This window comes from Gilliamella sp. B3172 (genome assembly GCF_026536465.1).
GTDB lineage: Bacteria > Pseudomonadota > Gammaproteobacteria > Enterobacterales > Orbaceae > Gilliamella.
Window position 1 is genome coordinate 33,513 of record NZ_JAFNOA010000009.1, and the last position, 20,212, is coordinate 53,724.

The 20,212-nt window shown below is 38.4% G+C and carries 18 protein-coding genes; 9 read left to right on the forward strand and 9 right to left on the reverse strand.

Annotated features, from left to right (window positions below; genetic code table 11):
- Nucleotides 1-63 precede the first annotated feature (63 nt).
- The 7 genes from rpoB to pgk all read right to left on the reverse strand — a co-directional run bounded on the left by rpoB (nucleotide 64) and on the right by pgk (nucleotide 9,138).
- A complete protein-coding gene (gene rpoB / locus J3U37_RS10045) occupies nucleotides 64-4,092 on the reverse strand; it encodes a DNA-directed RNA polymerase subunit beta (protein WP_220218210.1) in 4,029 nt (1,342 codons plus the stop codon).
- 248 nt (nucleotides 4,093-4,340) lie between these two features.
- A complete protein-coding gene (rplL, locus tag J3U37_RS10050) occupies nucleotides 4,341-4,709 on the reverse strand; it encodes a 50S ribosomal protein L7/L12 (RefSeq protein ID WP_034901671.1) in 369 nt (122 codons plus the stop codon).
- 58 nt (nucleotides 4,710-4,767) lie between these two features.
- Nucleotides 4,768-5,265, reverse strand: a complete 498-nt coding sequence (gene rplJ / locus J3U37_RS10055) for a 50S ribosomal protein L10 (RefSeq protein ID WP_220218211.1) — start codon at nucleotides 5,263-5,265, stop codon at nucleotides 4,768-4,770.
- Between the two features lie 231 nt (nucleotides 5,266-5,496).
- Nucleotides 5,497-6,198: a 50S ribosomal protein L1 gene (rplA, locus tag J3U37_RS10060; protein ID WP_065635706.1), complete on the reverse strand. Its 702-nt coding sequence runs from the start codon at nucleotides 6,196-6,198 to the stop codon at nucleotides 5,497-5,499.
- Nucleotides 6,199-6,201: 3 nt separating this feature from the next.
- A complete protein-coding gene (rplK, locus tag J3U37_RS10065) occupies nucleotides 6,202-6,630 on the reverse strand; it encodes a 50S ribosomal protein L11 (RefSeq protein ID WP_034884321.1) in 429 nt (142 codons plus the stop codon).
- Nucleotides 6,631-6,821: 191 nt separating this feature from the next.
- On the reverse strand, nucleotides 6,822-7,901 hold the full coding sequence (gene fbaA, locus J3U37_RS10070; RefSeq protein WP_220218212.1) for a class II fructose-bisphosphate aldolase: 1,080 nt from the start codon (nucleotides 7,899-7,901) through the stop codon (nucleotides 6,822-6,824).
- A 73-nt stretch (nucleotides 7,902-7,974) separates the two neighbouring features.
- On the reverse strand, nucleotides 7,975-9,138 hold the full coding sequence (pgk, locus tag J3U37_RS10075) for a phosphoglycerate kinase (protein ID WP_267328796.1): 1,164 nt from the start codon (nucleotides 9,136-9,138) through the stop codon (nucleotides 7,975-7,977).
- A gap of 227 nt (nucleotides 9,139-9,365) precedes the next feature.
- On the opposite strand from pgk, the gene rpsT reads away from it, so the two are divergent.
- From rpsT to dtd, 4 genes are all read left to right on the forward strand, one after another.
- Complete coding sequence (gene rpsT, locus J3U37_RS10080) at nucleotides 9,366-9,629, forward strand: 30S ribosomal protein S20 (protein WP_220218214.1); 264 nt, start codon at nucleotides 9,366-9,368, stop codon at nucleotides 9,627-9,629.
- A gap of 122 nt (nucleotides 9,630-9,751) precedes the next feature.
- A complete protein-coding gene (locus tag J3U37_RS10085; RefSeq protein WP_267328795.1) occupies nucleotides 9,752-10,366 on the forward strand; it encodes an SPOR domain-containing protein in 615 nt (204 codons plus the stop codon).
- Nucleotides 10,367-10,377: 11 nt separating this feature from the next.
- Nucleotides 10,378-11,220 (forward strand): virulence factor BrkB family protein, encoded by an 843-nt coding sequence (locus J3U37_RS10090; protein ID WP_220218216.1) that lies wholly within the window; start codon nucleotides 10,378-10,380, stop codon nucleotides 11,218-11,220.
- 8 nt (nucleotides 11,221-11,228) lie between these two features.
- Entirely contained in the window at nucleotides 11,229-11,663 is a 435-nt protein-coding gene (gene dtd / locus J3U37_RS10095) for a D-aminoacyl-tRNA deacylase (RefSeq protein ID WP_220218217.1), read from the forward strand.
- Nucleotides 11,664-11,815: 152 nt separating this feature from the next.
- Here dtd and J3U37_RS10100 read toward each other — a convergent pair whose 3' ends face one another.
- Entirely contained in the window at nucleotides 11,816-13,195 is a 1,380-nt protein-coding gene (locus J3U37_RS10100; RefSeq protein WP_267374702.1) for a histidine-type phosphatase, read from the reverse strand.
- A 358-nt stretch (nucleotides 13,196-13,553) separates the two neighbouring features.
- Here J3U37_RS10100 and dauA point away from each other — a divergent pair, with 358 nt between their 5' ends.
- Together dauA and J3U37_RS10110 are read left to right on the forward strand one after the other, a co-directional pair.
- The gene (gene dauA / locus J3U37_RS10105; protein WP_267336365.1) at nucleotides 13,554-15,227 is read left to right on the forward strand and encodes a C4-dicarboxylic acid transporter DauA; all 1,674 of its coding nucleotides are present in this window, start codon (nucleotides 13,554-13,556) and stop codon (nucleotides 15,225-15,227) included.
- A gap of 190 nt (nucleotides 15,228-15,417) precedes the next feature.
- Nucleotides 15,418-15,966 (forward strand): HdeD family acid-resistance protein, encoded by a 549-nt coding sequence (locus J3U37_RS10110; RefSeq protein ID WP_220218220.1) that lies wholly within the window; start codon nucleotides 15,418-15,420, stop codon nucleotides 15,964-15,966.
- Between the two features lie 139 nt (nucleotides 15,967-16,105).
- Here J3U37_RS10110 and rsgA read toward each other — a convergent pair whose 3' ends face one another.
- On the reverse strand, nucleotides 16,106-17,134 hold the full coding sequence (gene rsgA / locus J3U37_RS10115; RefSeq protein ID WP_416380007.1) for a small ribosomal subunit biogenesis GTPase RsgA: 1,029 nt from the start codon (nucleotides 17,132-17,134) through the stop codon (nucleotides 16,106-16,108).
- An 80-nt stretch (nucleotides 17,135-17,214) separates the two neighbouring features.
- Here rsgA and orn point away from each other — a divergent pair, with 80 nt between their 5' ends.
- The 3 genes from orn to hemH are packed head-to-tail and all read left to right on the forward strand — an operon-like array spanning nucleotide 17,215 to nucleotide 20,051.
- A complete protein-coding gene (gene orn / locus J3U37_RS10120; RefSeq protein ID WP_267374705.1) occupies nucleotides 17,215-17,778 on the forward strand; it encodes an oligoribonuclease in 564 nt (187 codons plus the stop codon).
- Between the two features lie 5 nt (nucleotides 17,779-17,783).
- Nucleotides 17,784-19,049: a lipid IV(A) 3-deoxy-D-manno-octulosonic acid transferase gene (gene waaA, locus J3U37_RS10125; protein WP_267374707.1), complete on the forward strand. Its 1,266-nt coding sequence runs from the start codon at nucleotides 17,784-17,786 to the stop codon at nucleotides 19,047-19,049.
- A gap of 15 nt (nucleotides 19,050-19,064) precedes the next feature.
- Nucleotides 19,065-20,051: a ferrochelatase gene (hemH, locus tag J3U37_RS10130; RefSeq protein ID WP_267374709.1), complete on the forward strand. Its 987-nt coding sequence runs from the start codon at nucleotides 19,065-19,067 to the stop codon at nucleotides 20,049-20,051.
- Nucleotides 20,052-20,212 lie beyond the last annotated feature (161 nt).

Genomic DNA, 20,212 nt, shown 5'->3' on the forward strand with positions numbered 1-20,212 from the left:
TAGATAACTTATTATTGCTAATAAGTTATCCCTATAAATAGAAATCATTTAAGTTAGCGAAGATTACTCTTCGTCTAACTCGATATTAATACCTAACGAACGAATCTCTTTTAATAATACATTAAACGATTCTGGGATCGCAGGTTCCATACGATGATCACCATCTACAATATTTTTATACATCTTAGTACGACCGTTCACGTCATCTGACTTAACAGTTAACATTTCTTGTAAGGTGTAAGCTGCACCATATGCTTCAAGTGCCCACACTTCCATCTCACCGAAACGTTGTCCACCAAATTGAGCTTTACCGCCCAATGGTTGTTGAGTAACAAGACTATATGAACCAGTAGAACGAGCATGCATTTTGTCATCAACTAAGTGATTTAACTTAAGCATGTACATGTAACCAACGGTAACCGGGCGTTCAAATTGTTCACCAGTTCGGCCATCATACAATGTAATTTGACCTGAAGTTGGTAAATCACCCAGCTCAAGTAATGACTTGATTTCTTGCTCTTTTGCACCGTCAAACACTGGTGTAGCAAGTGGCATACCATTACGTAAGTTTTGTGCTAAAGTCATCACTTCTTGATCGGTAAATTCAGCTACATTGACTTTTTGTGCCGCACCTAGACCAAGATCATAAGCTTTTTGGATAAATTCACGTAACTTAGCTAACTCTTGTTGCTCTTTTAGCATGGTATCAATTTTTTGACCAATACCTTTAGCAGCCATACCTAAGTGAGTTTCCAGGATCTGTCCAATATTCATACGAGACGGAACACCTAGTGGGTTTAACACGATATCAACCGGACGGCCTTTGTCATCATATGGCATATCTTCAATTGGGTTAATTTTCGAAATAACCCCTTTGTTACCATGACGACCCGCCATTTTATCACCCGGTTGGATTTGGCGTTTAACCGCTAAGTAAACTTTAACAATTTTAAGCACACCAGGTTGTAGATCATCACCTTGTGTGATCTTCATGCGCTTAGCTTCAAGTTTCTTGTTAAACTCAGCTTTGATCTCTTCGTGCTGCTCAGCAAGTTGCTCTAATTGCTCTTGCTTGCTTTCGTTTGAGATACCAATTGTTAGCCATTTTTCACGTGGTAGTGCATCTAATTTTTCTGCCTTAATTCCACCTGAAATTAACACATCACGAATACGAGCAAATAATGCTGCTTCTAAGATCTTAAGCTCTTCAGTCAGATCTTTTCGTGCTTGTTTAAGTTGCATATCTTCAATTTCAAGTGCACGTTTATCTTTTTGTACACCATCGCGAGTGAAGACTTGAACATCAATAACCGTACCAGAAACACCGTTTGGTACACGTAATGAAGTATCTTTAACATCAGATGCTTTTTCACCGAAAATAGCACGTAGTAATTTCTCTTCTGGTGTTAATTGCGTTTCGCCTTTAGGCGTTACTTTACCAACCAGAATATCACCACCTTTCACTTCAGCACCGATATAAACAATACCGGATTCATCTAATTTAGATAGTGCTGCTTCACCCACATTAGGAATATCGGCAGTAATCTCTTCCGCACCTAATTTAGTGTCACGAGATACACAAGATAGCTCTTGAATATGAATCGATGTAAAACGGTCATCTTGTACCACTTTTTCAGAAACTAAAATAGAATCCTCGAAGTTATAACCATTCCATGGCATAAATGCCACGCGCATATTTTGACCAAGTGCTAACTCACCTAAATCGGTTGATGGACCGTCTGCAAGTACATCGCCACGTTCAACTTTTTCGCCTAATTCCACGCATGGAATTTGGTTAATACAAGTATTTTGGTTAGAACGGGTATATTTAGTTAAGTTGTAAATATCAATACCTGTTTCACCGGCATACATTTCATCATCGTTAACGTTAATAACAATACGTGAAGCATCAACATATTGTACTGTACCGCCACGACGAGCAACCGCTGTTACACCTGAGTCAACCGCAACCGCACGTTCCATACCCGTACCAACAAATGGTTTTTCTGCTTTTAACGTCGGCACAGCTTGACGTTGCATGTTCGCACCCATCAAGGCACGGTTCGCATCATCGTGCTCAAGGAATGGGATTAATGAAGCACCAACAGAAACGATTTGTTGTGTTGATACGTCCATATAATGAACTTGTTCCGGGCTGTATAAACCAGATTCACCATTTAAACGGCAAGTCACTAAATCTTCTTTAAAGCGACCATTGTCATCAAGGTTTGAGTTAGCCTGAGCAATAACAAATTCACTTTCGTCAATTGCTGATAAATAGTTAATTTCATCAGTTACAATACCGTCAATCACTCGGCGGTATGGCGTTTCTAAGAATCCGTATTCATTGGTACGTGAATAAACCGCTAATGAGTTAATCAAACCGATGTTTGGACCTTCCGGCGTTTCAATCGGACATACACGACCATAATGAGTTGGATGTACGTCACGCACCTCAAAGCCTGCACGTTCACGAGTTAAACCACCCGGACCTAACGCCGAAATACGACGTTTATGTGTTATTTCAGATAATGGATTGTTTTGATCCATAAACTGTGATAACTGGCTAGAACCAAAGAACTCACGGATTGCCGCTGAGATTGGTTTAGCATTAATCATATCTTGTGGCATTAATGAATCAAGATCGCCTAAAGATAGACGCTCTTTCACAGCTCGTTCTACACGAACTAAACCAATACGGAATTGGTTTTCTGCCATTTCCCCAACGCTACGAATACGACGATTACCTAAATGGTCGATATCATCCACTTCGCCATGACCATTACGGATAGCGATAAGTTTTTTCATAACATCAACGATATCGCCTTTCGTTAAGACGCTTTCGCCTTCAATATCGTCACGCCCTAAAGAACGGTTGAACTTCATTCGTCCAACAGCAGAGAGATCATAACGCTCGTCAGAGAAGAATAAGTTGTCAAATAACGCTTCGGCAGCCTCTTTTGTTGGTGGCTCGCCCGGACGCATCATTCGATAGATTTCAACTAATGCACCTAAACGATCACGAGTTGAATCGACATTCAATGTTTCAGAAATGAATGGACCATGATCTAAGTCATTAGTGAATAAGGTTTCAATTTTCTTATGACCTGCGTTGGTTAATTCCAATAATAGTTCTAATGAAATTGGTGTATTAGCAGCGGCAATAATTTCGCCCGTTGCTTCATTGACATAATTTTTTGCCAGAACTTTATTAACGATATATTCAACAGGTACATCAATTTTAGTAACTTTGTCTTTTTCCAGTTCACGGATATGGCGCGCAGTGATTCGACGACCTTTTTCAGCATAAACTTTGCCTTTAGATTCAATATCAAATAGCGCTGTTTCACCACGTAAACGCTCCGGAACAAGATCCATTTTTAATTTTGATTTGCCAACTTCAAAAATGGTCTTTTCAAAGAATATATCTAAAATTTCTTCAGTTTCATAACCTAACGCACGTAGAATGATTGTTGCTGGTAGTTTACGACGACGGTCAATACGAGCAAAAAGATTATCTTTTGGATCAAATTCGAAATCAAGCCAAGAGCCACGATAAGGAATAATCCGAGCATTATATAAAACTTTACCAGAAGAGTGTGTTTTACCTTTATCACTATCAAAGAACACACCAGGACTACGATGTAATTGTGATACGATTACACGTTCTGTACCGTTGATCACAAATGTTCCGTTGTCCGTCATTAAAGGAATTTCGCCCATGTAGACGTCTTGCTCTTTAATATCTTTTACTGTTCCTTCTGGCGCATCTTTATCATAAATAACTAAACGTAATTTTACGCGCAACGGTGCTGAGTAAGTGATCCCTCTAATTTGACATTCTTTAACATCAAACACAGGTTCGCCCATTTTAAAGCTCACGTATTGTAACTCAGCGTTACCACTATAACTTTTTATCGGAAATATTGAACGAAAAGCGGCTTCTAGACCATATTGACCTTCCGGGTCTTGCTCAATAAATTTCTGGAACGAATCAAGTTGAATAGAAAGAAGATACGGTATATCCAAGACTTGTGGACGCTTACCAAAATTCTTACGAATTCGTTTTTTCTCGGTATAAGAGTAAACCATTAGTTCCTCAACTTGCTTATCTGCTATTTTAGCATGATTAAATATTCATCAGGGGGTACTACCTTTAAATAATAACGCCTGACACCTCATCGAAAATATCTATAAATATCAATTGATTAGGCTTAATAAATATACTATTTCTTTATTACTTCTTATTGATAATCTTAAAATAAAATTCTTTGACTTATTACAGCGCAAAAAGGCTGGAGGTAAAAAACCCCCAGCCATTTAGCTTGCTTTTGATAAACTTATTTAAGTTCGACAACTGCACCAGATTCTTCAAGTGCCTTTTTAAGTTCATCTGCATCAGCTTTGCTAACGCCTTCTTTAACTGTTGCTGGAGCTGATTCAACAAGATCTTTAGCTTCTTTTAAGCCTAAACCAGTTGCACCACGAACGGCTTTGATAACCGCTACTTTGTTAGCGCCAACATCTTTTAAGATTACATCAAATTCAGATTTTTCTTCTGCTGCTTCAGCTGGACCAGCTGCTGCAACTGCTACAGCTGCTGCTGCAGAAACGCCAAATTTTTCTTCCATCATTGATACAAGTTCAACAACGTCCATTACAGACATTTCAGCAACTGCATCTAAAATTTGTTCTTTAGTGATAGACATAATATAGTTTCCCAAATTTACATTTTTTTAATTGATAAAATTCACAATCACAGCGCTATTAAGCAGCTTGTTTTTGATCGCGAACCGCTGCAAGAGTACGAACCAATTTGCCAGCTGCGGCTTCTTTCATGGTTGACATCAAGCGAGCTAATGCTTCTTCATAAGTAGGTAATGTTGCTAAGCGATCAATGTTCGCTGCGGTAATCAACTCACCTTCAAAGGCTGCGGCTTTAATCTCAAAATTATCATTTTCTTTAGCGAACGCTTTAAAAATACGCGCTGCGGCACCTGGGTGCTCGTTTGAAAATGCAATTAGAGTAGGACCAACAAACGTATCTTTTAAACACTCATATTGAGTGTCCTCTACAACACGGCGTAATAGCGTATTACGAACAACACGCATATAAACACCAGCTTCACGAGCAGATTTACGTAATGCAGTCATTTTTTCTACAGTTACGCCACGAGAGTCAGCAACAACTGCAGATAGCGCACCTTTGGCGATTTCGTTAACTTCAGCAACAATTTCTTGTTTATTTTGAAGATTTAGTGCCATTGGTATTGCTCCTGGATTAAACTAGGCAAAGCCTAGACTGATTTTAACTAGTTACACACGTAACTAGCATAACCACGATGAGCAGAATTCCTGTATTATATCTTATCAGGTTCTGTCACCGTCTACGTAGGAAAATTAAGTAATCAAATAACAATTACACCTACGGTCTTGGACGGGGTCTGGTTAAGGCCAGACACCAACCGATTTTTTGTTTAACTGGCTAACAGCTAATTAAACAGTTGCATTTAATGTTGCTTGATCGATAGCAACACCAGCGCCCATTGTTGTAGAAAGGCTTACTTTCTTAATAAATACGCCTTTTGATGAAGCTGGTTTTGCACGTTTTAATGCAACAAGTAATGCTTCTAAATTCTCTTTAAGCTTATCTGCATCAAAATCAGCTTTACCGATAGTAGTATGGATAATACCATTTTTATCATTACGGTAACGGATTTGACCAGCTTTAGCGTTTTTCACTGCTTCAGCAACGTTAGGTGTTACAGTACCGACTTTAGGGTTTGGCATTAAACCACGTGGCCCTAAAATTTGACCTAATTGACCAACAACACGCATAGCGTCTGGAGATGCAATAACAACATCAAAATCCATTTCGCCTTTTTTGATTTGATCAGCAAGATCGTCCATACCAACTAATTCAGCACCAGCTTCTTTAGCGGCTTCAGCATTTGCGCCTTGTGTGAACACAGCAACACGAACACTACGTCCGGTACCATGTGGAAGCACGATTGCGCCACGAACGTTTTGATCTGATTTACGTGAATCGATACCTAAATTAACAGCAACGTCAACGCTTTCAGTAAATTTAGCAGTAGCAAGCTCTTTTAATAAAGCGATTGCTTCATTGATTTCATATTGTTTAGTCGCATTCACTTTTTCGCGGATAAGTTTAGCTTTCTTAGATAATTTAGCCATGAATTAACCCTCCACTTCCAAGCCCATTGAACGTGCAGTTCCTTCGATAGAACGCATCATCGTTTCAATGGTAGCACCATTCATATCTGCAGCTTTTAATTCAGCGATTTCGCGAATTTGCGCACTCGTTACTTTACCAACTTTTTTCTTGTTAGGTTCGCCAGAACCAGACTTGATTTTTGCAGCTTTTTTCAATAATACAGCTGCTGGTGGGGTTTTAGTAACAAAAGTAAATGAACGGTCAGAATATACTGTAATAACAACAGGAATAGGTAGACCTTTTTCCATGCTTTCTGTTTTAGCGTTAAATGCTTTACAGAATTCCATGATGTTAACACCATGTTGACCAAGTGCTGGACCAACTGGTGGACTAGGATTTGCTGCACCAGCTGCAACTTGCAACTTGATGTAGGCTTGTACTTTCTTTGCCATTTTAGGTTCCTTTTCTCGGGTGCAAACGCCTCTATTAATAACCAATATTAATAAATAGACAGCTCCCCTAAGTTAAATGAGGGCAGAATTATCCTACAACAAATAAAAAAATGCAAGTTTTATTTATTAAAGGATAAACCAAAAGCAGGGCTATCACCCTGCCTTAAGTTAATATGTTTAAAAACAATAAGTTAAAGTACGTTTACTGCATTAAGCTCTTTAAATGCAAGTTCTAAACGTGAAACTAAAGACTCTTGACCTTTACGTAACCATACGCGTGGATCATAGTATTTTTTATTTGGCGCATCGGCACCTTCAGGGTTACCTAATTGACCCTGTAAGTAAGCTTCGTTCGCTTTATAATATTCTAAGATACCTGCCCAGTTAGCCCATTGAGTATCAGTATCAATGTTCATTTTAACAACACCGTAACTTACTGCTTCAGCAATCTCTTCTGGTGTAGAGCCCGAACCGCCATGGAATACGAAGTTTAGTGATTTTTCAGGTAAATTGAATTTTTCTGATATAAATTTTTGAGAGTTATCAAGAATTTTTGGCGTTAATTTAACATTACCTGGTTTATAAACACCATGTACGTTACCGAATGCAGCCGCAATGGTAAAACGAGGGCTAATTGCGCTTAAACGTTCATAAGCGTAAGCAACGTCTTCTGGTTGAGTATAAAGTGCTGAACTATCCATATGGCTATTGTCAACACCGTCTTCTTCACCACCAGTACAACCTAATTCAAGTTCTAATGTCATTTTCATTGCAGACATACGAGCAAGATATTGACAACAAATATCAATATTATCTTTTAATGTCTCTTCAGATAGATCGATCATATGTGAAGAAAATAGTGGTTTACCGGTTTTAGCAAAATGCGTTTCGCCAGCATCAAGTAATCCATCAACCCATGGTAATAATTTTTTTGCACAATGGTCAGTATGAACAATAACAGGCACGCCATATTTTTCAGCCATAAGGTGAACATGTTTAGCACCAGAAATCGCACCTAAAACAGCAGCTTCTTGCCCATCTAATTTCAATCCTTTACCTGCGATAAATTGAGCGCCACCGTTAGAGAATTGAACGATAACAGCAGAACCAACTTTAGCCGCAGTTTCAATTACTGCATTAATTGTATTAGTGTCAACACAGTTAACAGCGGGTAATGCAAAATTATTTTCACGAGCAACTTGAAACACTTTTTGAACATCATCACCGGTTACAACACCAGGTTTAACGACATCAGAAATCTTTGTAGCCATTTTAATACCTATAAATTTATTTATATAAAAATTAAAGGATGAGTGATTGACTCATCCTTCATATAGAAAACTATTACGCTTTTGCTCTCTCTTCTAGCATTGCAACAGCAGGAAGTTTTTTACCTTCTACAAACTCTAGGAAGGCACCGCCACCAGTTGAAATATAAGAGATTTTATCTTCAATACCAAATAAATCAATCGCAGCTAATGTATCACCACCACCAGCAATTGAGAAGCCATCGCTATCAGCAATTGCTTTAGCAACAATCTCAGTACCACGACGGAAATTAGGGAACTCAAATACGCCTACAGGGCCATTCCATAAGATCGTTTTGGCTTTTTTGATAATGTCGGCTAATGCTTCAGCTGATTTGTCGCCTAAATCAAGAATTTGTTCATTTTCTTTAACATCGGCAACTGATTTTTCAGTCGCTGTTGCTGTTTCGCTAAATTCAGTTGCAACACGCACATCAGTCGGGACAGGAATATGGCAGTTAGCCATTAATTTTTTCGCTTCAGGGATTAAATCAGCTTCATAAAGTGATTTACCAACATTGTAGCCTTCTGCTGCGATGAAAGTATTAGCAATACCACCACCAACGATAATTTGATCGGCAATTTTTGATAAAGAATCAAGTACAGTTAATTTAGTTGATACTTTTGAACCGGCAACAATTGCAACCATTGGGCGAGCTGGATTATCTAGCGCTTTACCTAATGCATCAAGTTCAGCGGCTAATAAAGGACCGGCACAAGCGATCGGGGCAAATTTACCAACACCATGAGTTGAAGCTTGCGCACGGTGAGCAGTACCAAATGCATCCATGACATAGATATCACAAAGTGCCGCATATTTTTTTGATAAAGCTTCGTCATCTTTACCTTCACCCACATTAAAACGAACGTTTTCAAGCACAACAAGTTCGCCTTCTTTAACATCAACACCGTTTAAGTAATCTTTAACTAAACGTACAGGGAAAGAAACATGCTCTTTTAAGTAATCAACTACAGGTTGTAATGAAAACTCTGGGTTATATTCACCTTCCGTTGGACGCCCAATGTGTGAAGTAACCATTACTTTAGCGCCTTTTTTAATTGCTTCTTCAATAGTTGGTAATGATGCTTTAATACGTGCATCAGAGGTTACCTTACCATTTTTGACTGGCACATTAAGATCTGAGCGAATAAATAAGCGTTTTCCTTTTAGATCAAGATCTTGCATTCTAATAATAGACATGAGACTTCCTCTTATAAATATAGATATAATAAAATTTTCACTATTCTAACATAAAATTTCTAATTAGGTTATAGCCATTATTGGCTGAATAGTAAACATTTATCATAATGATAAAAAATAGCAATTCTTAATTTTTTTTGTACAACGCCATTGACAATAGGCAGAAAATCAGGCATATTTTGCCGCCTTATTAATATGTAATTTTTTTCTAAACTTGGGAGTTGACTTTGGCTAATATCAAATCAGCTAAGAAACGTGCGGTTCAATCTGAAAAACGCCGTAAACATAATGCTAGTAACCGTTCAATGATGCGTACTTATATTAAAAAAGTTTACGCAGCTGTTGCAGCTGGTGATAAACAAACAGCTGAAGTAGCATTCAAAGACATGCAAGCAGTTGTTGACCGTCAAGCAGCTCGTGGCTTAATCCACAAAAATAAAGCTGCACGTCATAAAGCGAATTTAGTTAAACAGATTAAAGCATTAGCGTAATGTTTTATTGATCTGTTAACTATTAAAGTTAAAGAAAATTAAAAAAAAGTGGTGTAAGCCACTTTTTTTATTTGTAAACTACTCATCTAATAATTATTAACTAAAATACAAGAGAGTATATTGTGGTTCAGCGTGATTATGTGAGAAAAAAAAAGCGCCAAACAAAAAAAAATAAATCACAAAGCTTTTCCGGTTTAATGATTTTTCTTGCAATCATTATTATTGCGCTATTTTCTGCTATTTTATATTTTGTTTCGAATAATCATCCCAACAAACCCGTTGAGCCACCTAAAGTAAAAACGGAACCACCGGCGATAACCTTGCCAGAAAAACCGCAAGAACGCTGGACGTATCTTAAAGAGTTAGAGACACCAAACGCTAATCCTGGTACTAACGCAATTGCCAGCGAAAGACAACAGATCTTAGACAGTTTTGTGAATAATTCCCGTAATGTTCCAACAACGTCATCACAGCCAAAACCACCGACTACGTCTTCTCAATCGGCAACAGATAGCAAAGATGCAAATAAATGGTTATTGCAATGCGGAGCCTTTAAAGAAAAAGCGAATGCTGATACGTTAAAAGCACAACTTGCTATGATTGGAATAAGTGGTAATATTGCCTCTGGACAGTTGTATCGTGTTACCGTCGGCCCATATACCAGTAAAAGTAACGCAGAGAAAGCACTAAATTCATTAAAAGGTAATGGGATCAATAATTGTATTATTTCTAACTAATAAGAAATTATATGAATATACTCAAACAAATACAGTCCTTTTCGATGATGTTGTGGTCTCGCCTTAATCATGACCGCTTGACCACTTCAGCAGCCGGGCTTGCTTACACTACGATTTTGGCTTTAGTTCCGCTTATCACTGTCATCTTTTCTTTGCTTTCTGCTTTCCCAATGTTTGATGAAATAAGCCTTTCATTAAAAAAATTAATTTACAGCAACCTTGTCCCTACCGCCAGTGATACGATACAAAATTATCTTGAACAGTTTATCGCCAACACCAAAAAGATGACCTTTGCTGGGGTCATTGGCTTAATAGTCACTTCGTTATTATTAATCAACACTATTAATACTGCTCTTAACCATATTTGGAAAACTAAGCGTAAACGCTCGTTTATGTACAACTTAACCATGTACTGGACGATTTTAACATTGGGGCCGATTTTAGTCGGATCAAGTGTGGCAGTAAGTTATTATATATTTTCACTTAAATGGTTATCTGTCGCTGCCACCGGTAATATTTTACTGAGTATATTACCGTTTTTGATTTCTGTGGTTGGATTTTGGTTACTTTATAGCATTATTCCGACCGAATCGGTACCACTTAAAGAGTCGATGATTGGCGCAATTGTGGCAGCAATACTTTTCGAATTAGGAAAGCGCGCATTTGCACTTTATGTGACCTCCTTCCCAACTTATCAACTTATTTACGGTGTTGTTTCGTCGATTCCTATCATGCTGGTTTGGATTTACTGCTCCTGGTGCATTGTACTTTTTGGCGCAGAATTTGCCGCAACATTGACAGAATTTAATCGACAAAAAAAGCAGCCCCTTGAAAACCAGCCTCAACCGGAGTAAATCGTATTATGATCGCCTTAATTCAACGTGTTAAACAAGCTTCTGTTACTATCGATGATCACATTGTTGGACAGATTAAGCATGGCTTACTTATTTTACTTGGCGTTGAACAAGGCGATGACGAACAAAAAGCCAAACGTTTATGTGAAAAAGTGCTGGGATATCGGGTTTTCAGTGATAGTGACGGTAAAATGAATTTGAATGTCAGTCAAGTAAATGGCGAAGTGTTAGTGGTTTCCCAATTTACTTTAGCGGCCGATACCCAAAAAGGGATGCGTCCGAGCTTTACTAAAGGTGCTAACCCACAACTAGCCAACCAACTCTATCAATTTTTTGTAGAACAATGCCAAAAACAGATAAACACCCAAACCGGTCAATTTGCCGCCGATATGCAAGTGGCATTAATTAACGACGGCCCGGTCACTTTTTGGCTACAAGTGTGATCATCTGATTAAAACGCCTTAAATCTTACCAATAGTTTAAAATCCACCCATTAAAACCAACACTGATAGAATAACGTGTTGGTTAGGCAACATTATCTTTCTGTCACAAAATTTAGCTAAACGGTGACAAAACCGCTTTGGCAGCGGTCAAATCACTGCAAATTTTGTAACATTTTCATCATATTTTGGTTTTGCATTAAGCCCAATTTATTGAGCTTGTCGGTATAAAACTGTTTAACCTCATCCCAACGATAGTAAGGATAATTGACGGTGCTAATTGGCAGATGAACTTCTCGCTCATTTAATAATACCTTCACCAGTATCGGTTGATTAGCCTGCTCGCTACGATAAAAAATCCATTGAATATTGGCGCCCATGGGCACAATTTTATCGGCTCGCCAAACGTTTGGATAATCAAAAATTGATGCAGCCACCGTTGCCGCCCCTTCGATTTCTAGTAATGTGGCTAACGGCGAGACAGTTTCAGCGTGAGCAAAGCGTAAATTGGCATCAATATGACCATTTTCAATGGCTTTATCAGCACTTGTTAACATATCCCATAATAGCGGCGCAGCGATTTTAATTTGAATACCATTTGCATCCCACGCCGGACCAATTTGCAGATAGTTTTTAGCTGTGACAACGGTATTTAGCCATGCGTTATCATCTACTGAAAAATAATCATCAAAATCAAGATGATTATCGACTAATACCTGTGAAGGTAATGCTAACAACTCTTGATAAAGTTGGAAAAGCGCAATCACAAAATCTTCCGTCTTAATCGGCGATTTATCATTAATTGAGATATCTTCATTTAACTGTGATAAAAACGCATCAGTAAAGATTTTTTTGCCTACCGTTCGACTAATTTCAATCGTTTTTGGGTCATGCTCAAGTGATGTTAAAGCCTGTTTAACAAGACCGCTTTTTTTATATTCATCGTAAGCCGGCGCATAGTTAAAAAAGCGCAGTAAAAATTGCTGATCTTCCGGCTGAGTGGCTATTTCAATATCAGGATATAGGGCTTGAAAAGCTTGCATAAAAATTTGAGCGGTCTGTTTTGCTCTTGATGACGTTGAGCTGAGCACCTCGATCTTCTGCCCTTTAAATACGGTTGGATTATTGGCTAGCATGCGCTTGCTAATTAACGCAATATCGTTGCGACCAAGATCGGTCAGCTCACCATAGTGCTTATTATTGAGCTGTTTAATAGCAGCAACTTGAGTAATTAACGCTTTACCTGCTGGGGTTAGCTGGTTATTTTTTTCTGCCAATATTAAAACACTATAGGCAATATCTTCATATTTTGCTTTACTGATATAGCGTGAACCATGCCGACCAACATGATCGATATAAAATGCACTATAGCCTTTTGGTGCCGGCGATAGCATTTGCTGATTATCATATTGATAAGCCGATTTTGAGCCAGCTAATTGCGCAAGCGCAAACACCGATGAAGATAAAGCAAGTAACATAATTAATCCTATCGCTTTAAATGAATGTTTAAAAAATTGCTGCTTTGCAAACACCATAAATCGCTCCTACAAATCATGCAAGACAAGTGATAAAAAGAGAGGGTAGTTTTTATTTTTTAATAGTGGCGAGTAAAGAAAGTACTCAGTAATAGATTAAAGCGAAAAGTGGCGCTAAACAAGCGATTTAATAAAACAATATTATTTACCACGGCTGATTGATTCATTAAATTAAACGGCAAATAGTTTTAATCAAATACCATTTTGCTAACCCTAAAATTTTTCCACGCCAAAGCTAAATTTATTCACTTTATTTAATTACAAAATAGATTTTATTTTCACAACACTCTTTTAATTTTTTTAAAAAAGATTATCTTATTAGTATTCAAGTTATACCTCACTAATTGATTAAAAGATAATGAAATTATATGGCTTTTCCGGAACGCTAATTAGCAGTGCATTAATATCATCATGTATTAAAACCCCTTATACCACAACACGTTTTTTTAAAGACTTAATTGCAGGCATTACTGTTGGTATTATTGCTATACCGCTCGCCATGGCGTTAGCTATCGCTAGTGGTGTTCCCCCTCAACACGGTCTATATACGGCAATTGTTGCAGGATTTGTTATTGCCATAACTGGCGGTTCACGCTTTAGTGTTTCAGGCCCGACTGCGGCATTTGTGGTTATTTTATATCCGGTTTCGTTGCAGTATGGCTTATCCGGACTCTTAGTTGCCACCCTGCTTTCCGGTTTTTTTCTTATTTTAATGGGGATAATTCGTTTAGGGCGCTTAATTGAATATATTCCTTTGCCAGTGGTATTAGGTTTTACTTCCGGAATTGCAATCACCATTGCCACCATGCAGATCAAAGATTTTTTTGGATTAACCCTTGAGCATATGCCGGAAAGCTATGTCGGCAAAGTGATCGAACTGGTTAAAACTTTTCCAACAATTAATCTGGCTGATACTTTAGTCGGTTTAGTGACATTAGTTGTGTTAATTGTATGGCCAAAACTGAGGGTAAAAATTTCCGGTCACTTACCGGCATTGGTTGCCGGCATGATAGTGATGTTTATTTTAAATCAATTTAATTGTCATATTGAAACAATAGGATCTAAATTTAGCTATACTTTACCGGACAACACTATCGGTCATGGTATACCGTCTGTGTTACCGGAATTAATCTTACCTTGGCAACATGCCGATTTTAAATGGGATTGGTCAACGATTTCTGCCCTTACGCCAATCGCCTTAACAATGGCAATGCTTTGTGCGATCGAATCACTACTTTGCGCAGTTGTGTTAGATGAGATGACCCACACCAAACACCACTCAAACAGTGAGCTAATTGGTCAAGGTTTGGGCAACATTATTGCACCATTTTTTGGTGGCATTTCAGCAACAGCTGCTATTGCACGCTCAGCGGCAAATGTAAAAGCGGGTGCGACATCACCAATTGCGGCCGTATTGCATTCAGTCATTGTCTTACTGGCGCTGGTCTGTTTTGCGCCAGTATTGTCGTTTATACCCCTTTCGGCAATGGCGGCTTTACTGTTAATTGTGGCATGGAACATGAGCGCTGTTCAGCGAGTAATTTATATTATCAAACGTGCGCCTAAAGATGATATATTAATCATGCTTATCTGCATGTCATTGACGGTATTGTTTGATATGGTCATTGCTATAACATTAGGCATTGTGCTTGCTTCAATTCTCTTTATGCGTCGCATTGCCAGCATGACTCGCTTAGTTGAACTTAACCGAAGTGATGATAAAACCTTAGTTCTTCGTATTAGTGGTCCACTATTTTTTGCGGCTGCTGAGCGAACATTTTTGGAACTGTACCAAAAAATAAATGGATACGAAAATATCGTATTACAATGGGATGCGGTGCCAATACTCGATGCAGGTGGACTTAATGCATTAATACATTTTATCGATGAACTGCCCGAACAGGTAAATTTATCGATTTGTGAATTACAATTTCAACCGTTAAAAACGTTGGCACGTGCCAAAATTTTACCTATTCCCAATAAATTAATGTTTTACTCAACACTAGATGAAGCACTGAAAGATAAAAATTAATTTTACAATTCGCTTTATTATGCTGAGTGATTTTTGTACAATTTAAATGCACTTAATCTTGCTATTTATCGTGTCTTTACGTTATCAATTAGTATTTTTCAATTCAGATTCAAGGCGTAACAACGTTAAATATGAAATGAAAAATACTGTTATTAACAACCATAAATCAATTATAAAATAGGAAATTAACATGATATCAAACACAAATAGTATTGAAGAGCTTAAACAAAAATCAGGCTGGTTTATTGTTATTGGTATAATTTTAATGATATTAGGTGCCTTAGCCTTAGGCTACCAGTTTATTGCAACCGTTTTTTCCGTCTATTTTATTGGAACTTTAATTTTAATTGCCGGTATTGCCCAAGCAGTCCATGCTTTTACGGTTAAAGGTTTCGGACAATCTGCGCTATGGGCAATAATGGGGATTTTATACATCTTTATTGGTGTAATGTCTTATTTCCAACCGGTGGCAGTATCTTCTGCATTAACGTTAGTTATCTCAATCTTATTAATTATGAGTGGTTTTACCCAAATATTTGCTGCCATGAATAACCGCCACTTACCAAGTTGGGGTTGGGTATTAACCTCAGGTATCATTACACTAATTTTAGGCGTGATGATTATCGTCGGTTGGCCATATGATAGTCTTTGGGTGTTAGGCATGTTCTTAGGGATAGACTTAATATTTCAAGGTTGGGCATATGTGGCTATTGGTATTGCTCTGAAAAAACGCCCATAAGAGAGTAGATTAACTTGTTGCCCACCATTTATCACTGGTAGTTTGTGGGCAACAGTTCATGATAGCCATTCCCCCTCACCGCTTTAATCACCAGACGGTCAAACTCTGGCTAGCGCAACAATCGCTGATTTATAGCTAGCTATTTATAGCTTTTATTGGTTTTTGCTTTGACTTCTTTCATCGATTGTAAAATGCGATGATAATTATCTAATCTTGATGAAGCAATTTTCCCTTCAGCGACGGCTTGTTGCAGTAAACAACCGGGCGTATTTAAGTGATTACAATCACGGAACTGACAGCCCCCTAAATAGTCACCAAATTCAATAAAACCGGCTATCACTTGTTCCGGCTCCAAATGCCACAAACCAAATTCACGTATACCGGGTGAATCAATAATATCACCGCCATTAGGTAGATGATAAAGTCGGGTTGCTGTAGTGGTATGTTGCCCTAGTCCGGATAGTTGTGATACATCACCTGTCATGGCCGATTGCGTTTGATGTGGTAACAATCGATTAATAATACTCGATTTTCCCACCCCTGATTGCCCAACTAAAATTGAGATTTTACCTTGCAAAGCGGCTTGTAAAGGTGTAATACCCTGTTGATTTTGGCAAGATACATACAGCACTTGATAGCCAATTTTACTATAAATAGCTAACTGTTTTTCAACAGCTGCTCGCTCATCGGTATTGAGCAAGTCGATCTTGTTTAGCACGATAATCGGGCGAATGTCGGTTGCTTCACAAGCAACTAAGTATCTGTCAATAATATTTAATGATAACTCGGGTAATACTGCTGAAATAATAACAATTTGATCGACATTGGCGGCAACCGGTTTAACGCCGTCATAAAAATCCGGACGAACCAGCTCCGAATGGCGAGGATGTACCGCCTCGATGATGCCATTGGTATTAGGCTCGAGGCTTTCACGCCACAAAACTCTATCGCCGGTCACCAGTGAAGGTAATGTACGCCGAATACTGCAACGGTAGATAAGCCCGGCATCGTTTTCAACGTCAGCAGATTTACCATATCGACTCACCACCACACCTTCGTAAGGCGATGAAAAGTTGGACAAGTTCTCATCTTGCTTTGTTGCTAAACGTTGTTGGTGCTTAGCTGCCACTCGCCGTTTCTGATTTTTTGATAGTTGGATTTTTGCCACAGTCATTAATTTTGCTAAAACAGAGATTGACAGTTATGCTACACTAATGAGCACTAAAAAGAAAATTTCTGACGCAAATTATGACTAAACCATCACAAGCAAATAGTAATAATCTTATCTGGATTGACCTTGAAATGACCGGACTTAATCCGGCGGTTGATCGCATTATCGAAATTGCCACTATCGTTACCGACACAAACCTCAACATTCTTGCAGAAGGGCCGGTAATTGCTGTTCATCAATCAGATGAACAATTAGCATTAATGGATGATTGGAATAAAAATACGCATGGAAACTCGGGACTTATTGATCGAGTGCGTCAAAGTAAAATTAATGAACAACAAGCTGAGCTTCAAACACTGGCATTTTTAAAACAGTGGGTACCGGAAAATTGCTCACCGATTTGCGGTAATACCATTGGTCAAGACCGCCGATTTTTATTCAACTACATGCCCGATTTAGAGCGCTATTTTCACTATCGTTATTTAGATGTCAGCACGGTGAAAGAATTAGCAAAACGTTGGAAACCGGAAATTTTAAAAGGCATCAGCAAAAAGAGTTCACATCAAGCGCTCGATGATATTCGTGATTCCATTGCTGAGCTAGTTTATTATCGCCAACATTTTTTTAACTTATCTCATTAATTGCTATGCAAATTTTATACACTGTTTTACTCTATCTTATTCAGCCGTTGGTATGGTTAAGGCTTCTTTGGCGTAGCCGAAAAGCACCGGCTTATCGTCAACGTTGGCTTGAGCGCTATGGCTTTTGTCAAAATAAAGTCAAAGCCGGTGGCATTTTAGTGCATGCCGTATCAGTGGGCGAAACCATTGCGGCTGTGCCACTAATTAACGCGTTAAAACAGCAATATCCACATTTACCTATTACTGTCACCACAATGACACCAACCGGCTCCGAACGGGTAAAATCACTGCTCAAAGATAGCGTTAATCATGTTTATTTACCTTATGACCTACCTTGTGCGCTTCGTCGTTTTTTAAACACTGTTCAACCAAAGCTGGTGATAATTATGGAGACAGAACTATGGCCAAATTTTATCAACCAGTGTTATAAACGGCATATTCCTTTAATTGTCGCTAATGCCCGACTCTCTGAGCGTTCGGCAAAACGGTACAGTAAACTTGGCTCAGCTATCAGCCACCTACTGCGTAAAATCAGTGTGGTTGCTGCACAAAATCAGCAAGACGGCGAACGATTTATCCGGTTAGGTTTACCGGCAGATCACTTAGCCATTACCGGTAGTATAAAATTTGATATTGATTTAACCGCTAAACAACATCAGCGCATTGCTGAGTTGAAACAACAATGGCAATTAAATCGGCCGGTATTGATAGCAGCCAGCACCCACAGCGGTGAAGATGAAATTATTTTATCGGCATTTAAACGCTTAGTCCAAAACCACCCGAATCTGTTATTAATTTTAGTGCCTCGCCACCCGGAGCGTTTTAAAACAGTAGAAAAATTGATTATCGATAACCGATTGCGCTATATTAAGCGTAGCGCTGATCAAACGCCAAACGATCAAACGCAAGTGATATTAGGTGATACCATGGGTGAATTACTGGAGCTTTATGGTGTTGCAGATATCGCCTTAATCGGTGGCAGTTTAATTGAGCACGGCGGTCATAATCCGTTAGAGCCGGCTTTGCATCATATACCGATTATTATTGGCGAGCACTTTTTCAATTTTAAGGTTATTTGTGAACAACTAAAGGCAGCCAATGGACTGCTTGTTTGCCATAACTCAGTAGATGAACTCTATTTAACCGTAGATGATCTGTTAAATCACCCAACTAAACGTAAACAGATTGGCGAAAATGCGTATCAAGTCTTAAAACAAAATCAAGGAGCATTAGATCGGCTTCTTGCCATTATTAACCGATATCTTAGCTAAATATAAGGATTGCTTGTGAATAAAAAGCATGGTTTATTACTAGTTAATTTAGGCACCCCTAGCGCCGCAACACCGGATGCAATAAAACAGTATTTAACTGAGTTTTTATTGGATCGGCATGTGGTGGATCTACCGGCCTTTTTTTGGTATCCACTACTAAAATATATCGTGTTACCTAAACGAGTGCCGTATATCATCAACCATTATCAAAAAATTTGGATCGACGGCTCATCACCTTTACTGCATTACAGCCGCTTACTGTGCGACAAACTACAATCGCAATTAACTGATGTGCAGTGCGAGCTTGCCATGACGTATGGTCAACCAGATATTCAATCCGCATTCAATAAACTTAAGGCGTGTAAAAAAATTACTGTATTGCCGCTGTTTCCACAATATTCCACAACCACCACATTGGCGGTTTTAGATAAATTAAGACAGATTGTGGCGAGCGAAAAAAGCAAACAAAAAATCCACTATATTCGTGATTATGCCGATCATCCAAGTTATATCCAAGCCCTATATCTACAAATAAAACAGGCTTTCAATGAGCATGGTCAGCCACAAGCGCTTTTACTTTCTTATCACGGCATTCCGGAGCGATATATCCGCCAACGTCAGGATGATTATATAGAGCGGTGTGAACTGACCACGTTACTCCTTATTGAAAAATGTCAAGCAAAGGGTATCACTGTACCGATACATATGGCTTATCAATCGAAATTTGGTAAAGGAAAATGGGTCAAACCTAAAACCTGCGATATGTTGCAAGAAATGGCAAAAAAACAGATACATAATGTGCATGTTATCAGCCCGGGATTTTCGGTTGATTGTCTTGAAACGATTTATGAAATCGATCAAGAAAATCGGCAACTGTTTTTCGATGCCGGCGGTAAGCAATTTCATTATATTCCGGCACTTAATGACGAACAATTACAGGTAGATTTAATCAAAGATTTAATTAATTATACTAAAACATATAATGTTTCTGAAACTTCTTGACAAAATCGGTTACTATCAACATCAATTCAAACTATTTAATAGTCAGTTATTATTAGCTTAGCGTGAAACAGACAGCTTAAATTGACTAATAAAGATACCAAATCTTCATCAAAGTTAACCATAGGTTATAACCTATGATAGGATGATAGATAAGATTCTAT

Excerpts from the sequence above, each read along its gene's own strand:
- orn (WP_267374705.1), top strand. The coding sequence starts at position 17,215 with ATGACTAAACCATCACAAGCAAATAGTAATAATCTTATCTGGATTGAC.
- fbaA (WP_220218212.1), bottom strand. The coding sequence starts at position 7,901 with ATGGCTACAAAGATTTCTGATGTCGTTAAACCTGGTGTTGTAACCGGT.
- rplK (WP_034884321.1), bottom strand. The coding sequence starts at position 6,630 with ATGGCAAAGAAAGTACAAGCCTACATCAAGTTGCAAGTTGCAGCTGGT.
- J3U37_RS10090 (WP_220218216.1), top strand. The coding sequence starts at position 10,378 with ATGAATATACTCAAACAAATACAGTCCTTTTCGATGATGTTGTGGTCT.
- pgk (WP_267328796.1), bottom strand. The coding sequence starts at position 9,138 with ATGTCTATTATTAGAATGCAAGATCTTGATCTAAAAGGAAAACGCTTA.
- rplJ (WP_220218211.1), bottom strand. The coding sequence starts at position 5,265 with ATGGCACTAAATCTTCAAAATAAACAAGAAATTGTTGCTGAAGTTAAC.
- dtd (WP_220218217.1), top strand. The coding sequence starts at position 11,229 with ATGATCGCCTTAATTCAACGTGTTAAACAAGCTTCTGTTACTATCGAT.
- dauA (WP_267336365.1), top strand. The coding sequence starts at position 13,554 with ATGAAATTATATGGCTTTTCCGGAACGCTAATTAGCAGTGCATTAATA.
- J3U37_RS10110 (WP_220218220.1), top strand. The coding sequence starts at position 15,418 with ATGATATCAAACACAAATAGTATTGAAGAGCTTAAACAAAAATCAGGC.
- rplA (WP_065635706.1), bottom strand. The coding sequence starts at position 6,198 with ATGGCTAAATTATCTAAGAAAGCTAAACTTATCCGCGAAAAAGTGAAT.
- rpoB (WP_220218210.1), bottom strand. The coding sequence starts at position 4,092 with ATGGTTTACTCTTATACCGAGAAAAAACGAATTCGTAAGAATTTTGGT.
- J3U37_RS10100 (WP_267374702.1), bottom strand. The coding sequence starts at position 13,195 with ATGGTGTTTGCAAAGCAGCAATTTTTTAAACATTCATTTAAAGCGATA.
- rplL (WP_034901671.1), bottom strand. The coding sequence starts at position 4,709 with ATGTCTATCACTAAAGAACAAATTTTAGATGCAGTTGCTGAAATGTCT.
- waaA (WP_267374707.1), top strand. The coding sequence starts at position 17,784 with ATGCAAATTTTATACACTGTTTTACTCTATCTTATTCAGCCGTTGGTA.